The organism is Aliiroseovarius zhejiangensis (assembly GCF_014656375.1).
GTDB lineage: Bacteria > Pseudomonadota > Alphaproteobacteria > Rhodobacterales > Rhodobacteraceae > Aliiroseovarius > Aliiroseovarius zhejiangensis.
Genome location: NZ_BNCH01000015.1, coordinates 1 through 2,500, shown reverse-complemented (window position 1 = coordinate 2,500; position 2,500 = coordinate 1). Strand labels below are relative to the sequence as shown.

The window sequence follows — 2,500 nt, the reverse complement described above, 5'->3', positions numbered from 1 at the left end:
CTACAATCAGTCGGAGGCCCCTTGCGGGCTGACGGCGTACCTTTTGTATAATGGGTCATCGACTTGGTCTATCTAGCAAGCTTAAGCCGTTAGGTGTAGGCGCAGCGAAAGCGAGTCTTAATAGGGCGTTGAGTTAGATGGATCAGACCCGAAACCGAGTGATCTAGGCATGGCCAGGTTGAAGGTGCGGTAACACGCACTGGAGGACCGAACCCACATCTGTTGAAAAAGATCGGGATGAGCTGTGCCTAGGGGTGAAAGGCCAATCAAACTCGGAGATAGCTGGTTCTCTGCGAAATCTATTTAGGTAGAGCGTCATACGAATACTCCCGGGGGTAGAGCACTGAATGGGTAATGGGGGCCTACAGCCTTACTGATCCTAATCAAACTCCGAATACCGGGAAGTACTATATGGCAGACACACAGCGGATGCTAACGTCCGTTGTGGAGAGGGAAACAACCCTGACCTACAGCTAAGGCCCCTAATTCATGGCTAAGTGGGAAAGCAGGTGAGACGACCAAAACAACCAGGAGGTTGGCTTAGAAGCAGCCATCCTTTAAAGATAGCGTAACAGCTCACTGGTCTAATTTAAGTTGTCTTGCGGCGAAGATGTACCGGGGCTCAAGCCATGAGCCGAAGCTTAGGGTATGCACTTTGTGCATGCGGTAGCAGAGCGTAGTGTGACATAGTTCCATTCCTCATTAGCATCTTCGGATGCATTTGAGGATCGGAGCTTTCTGTGAAGCCGGCGCGTGAGCGATCCGGTGGAGAGATCACTAGTGAGAATGATGACATGAGTAGCGACAAACAGGGTGAGAGACCCTGTCGCCGAAAATCCAAGGGTTCCTGCTTAAAGCTAATCTGAGCAGGGTAAGCCGACCCCTAAGGCGAGGCCGAAAGGCGTAGTCGATGGGAACCAGGTTAATATTCCTGGGCCAGGAGGATGTGACGGATCGTGACTGTTGTTCACCCTTATCGGATTGGGTGGGCCGCTGATCGGTTCCTGGAAATAGCCCTCCATGAGATCGTACCCTAAACCGACACAGGTGGATAGGTAGAGTATACCAAGGCGCTTGAGAGAACGATGTTGAAGGAACTCGGCAAAATACCTCCGTAAGTTCGCGAGAAGGAGGCCCAGTTTCTACGCAAGTATTGACTGGGGGCACAAACCAGGGGGTGGCGACTGTTTACTAAAAACACAGGGCTCTGCGAAGTCGCAAGACGACGTATAGGGTCTGACGCCTGCCCGGTGCCGGAAGGTTAAAAGGAGGAGTGCAAGCTCCGAATTGAAGCCCCGGTAAACGGCGGCCGTAACTATAACGGTCCTAAGGTAGCGAAATTCCTTGTCGGGTAAGTTCCGACCTGCACGAATGGCGTAACGACTTCCCCGCTGTCTCCAACATCGACTCAGCGAAATTGAATTGCCTGTCAAGATGCAGGCTTCCCGCGGTTAGACGGAAAGACCCCGTGCACCTTTACTACAGCTTCGCACTGGCATCAGGCACAACATGTGCAGAATAGGTGGTAGGCTTTGAAGCAGGGACGCCAGTTCCTGTGGAGCCTCCTTTGAGATACCACCCTTGTTCTGCTTGATGTCTAACCGCGGTCCGTTATCCGGATCCGGGACCCTGCGTGGCGGGTAGTTTGACTGGGGCGGTCGCCTCCTAAAGAGTAACGGAGGCGCGCGAAGGTTGGCTCAGAGCGGTCGGAAATCGCTCGTTGAGTGCAATGGCAGAAGCCAGCCTGACTGCGAGACTGACAAGTCGAGCAGAGTCGAAAGACGGCCATAGTGATCCGGTGGTCCCGCGTGGAAGGGCCATCGCTCAACGGATAAAAGGTACGCCGGGGATAACAGGCTGATACTGCCCAAGAGTCCATATCGACGGCAGTGTTTGGCACCTCGATGTCGGCTCATCTCATCCTGGGGCTGGAGCAGGTCCCAAGGGTACGGCTGTTCGCCGTTTAAAGAGGTACGTGAGCTGGGTTTAGAACGTCGTGAGACAGTTCGGTCCCTATCTGCCGTGGGTGTAGGATACTTGAGAGGAGTTGCCCCTAGTACGAGAGGACCGGGGTGAACGTTCCACTGGTGGACCAGTTGTCGTGCCAACGGCAGTGCTGGGTAGCTATGAACGGACAGGATAACCGCTGAAGGCATCTAAGCGGGAAGCCCCCCTCAAAACAAGGTATCCCTGAGGACCGTGGAAGACCACCACGTCGATAGGCCGGAGATGTAAGCACAGCAATGTGTTCAGTTGACCGGTACTAATTGTCCGATAGGCTTGATTTGATCCAGTAGAAGTTAGATCTCTACTATCAATCAAAAGCATACACACCAATGTGTACTGACTTGGAATAGCTGCTTTCTCGGTTTGGTGGTCACAGCACAAGTGAAACACCCGATCCCATCCCGAACTCGGAAGTTAAGCACTGTCGCGCCAATGGTACTGCGTCTTAAGACGTGGGAGAGTAGGTCACCGCCAAACCTAGTAAGCAGCTCAA

2 rRNA genes (1 of these 2 cut by a window edge) are annotated in these 2,500 nt (G+C 53.3%); both read left to right on the top strand.

Annotated elements, in window-relative coordinates:
- Positions 1–2,288: ribosomal RNA gene (locus tag IE188_RS16685) — 23S ribosomal RNA — on the top strand; it begins 544 nt to the left of the window's first position.
- A gap of 81 nt (positions 2,289–2,369) precedes the next feature.
- Positions 2,370–2,484, top strand: a 5S ribosomal RNA gene (gene rrf, locus IE188_RS16680).
- Positions 2,485–2,500 lie beyond the last annotated feature (16 nt).